At 69.5% G+C, this 1,118-nt stretch carries 1 protein-coding gene; it reads right to left on the bottom strand.

The window, feature by feature from the left end:
- Positions 1-346: 346 nt before the first annotated feature.
- The coding region (locus GL263_RS27005) for an ATP-binding cassette domain-containing protein (protein ID WP_182858353.1) at positions 347-1,118 on the bottom strand (772 nt) is incomplete at its 5' end.

The raw sequence follows: 1,118 nt of genomic DNA on the forward strand, positions 1-1,118 counted from the left end.
GTGCCGGGCGGCGGGGTACCGGGCTGCTGCGGGTAGCCGTAGGACGGCTCCTGCGGCGCGCCGAAGCCGCCTGACGGCGGCTGGTTCGGCGGCGGGGGCGGCTGCGACATGGGATTCCCTCTGCATGCGCGGACCGATTGCCCCATCCCCGCGTTCCCCCGTCAGGGACGAGCGAATCGGACATGTGGTCCGCCTGTTATCGGACGGCTCAAGGGCTTTGAGCCATCATCTTTGTATCAAAGGGACGGGCGCACGGGCAGCGCCGGTTCCCCCGCCGGACGCCGGAACGGCGAGAACCGCCGGCGCGCTTCCGAGGAACGCGCGGGCGGTCGTCGCCGGTGGCCGGTCAGCCTTCCTCGGCCAGTTCCAGCCAGCGGGCCTCCAGTTCCTCCTGCTGACCGGCGAGTTCACGCAACTCCGCGTCGAGCGTGGCGACCCGCTCGAAATCCGTCGCGTTCTCCGCCATTTCCGTGTGCAGGGCGGACTGCTTCTCGGCGATCTTGTCGAGCTGCCTTTCGATGCGCTGGAGTTCCTTCTGCGCCGCACGGGACACGGCCGCCGGCTTGGCGGCGGGCGCGGCCGGACCGGCCTGCCCCGCCGGGGCGGTGCCCTTCGCCCTGGTCGCGGACTCCGCCTCCCTGGCCCGCTCACGGCGTTCCAGGTATTCGTCCACGCCCCTGGGCAGCATCCGCAGGGTGCGGTCGCCGAGCAGCGCGTGGACCCGGTCGGTGGTCCGCTCCAGGAAATAGCGGTCGTGGCTGATCACCACAAGCGAACCCGGCCAGCCGTCCAGCAGGTCCTCGAGTTGGGTCAACGTCTCGATATCAAGATCGTTGGTCGGCTCGTCGAGAAACAGCACGTTCGGCTCGTCCATGAGGAGCCGCAGAATCTGGAGCCGCCGCCGCTCCCCGCCGGAGAGGTCGCCGACCTGCGTCCACTGCTTCTCCTTGACAAATCCAAAACGCTCACACAACTGCGAGGCCGACATCTCCCGGCCCTTGCCCAGGTCCACCCGGGAACGCACGTTCTCCACGGCCTCCAACACCCGCCAGGACGGGTCGAGTTCGGCGACCTCCTGGGAGAGGTAGGCGAGCTTCACCGTGCGGCCCACCCTGACC

The organism is Streptomyces durbertensis, assembly GCF_014156695.1.
GTDB lineage: Bacteria > Actinomycetota > Actinomycetes > Streptomycetales > Streptomycetaceae > Streptomyces > Streptomyces durbertensis.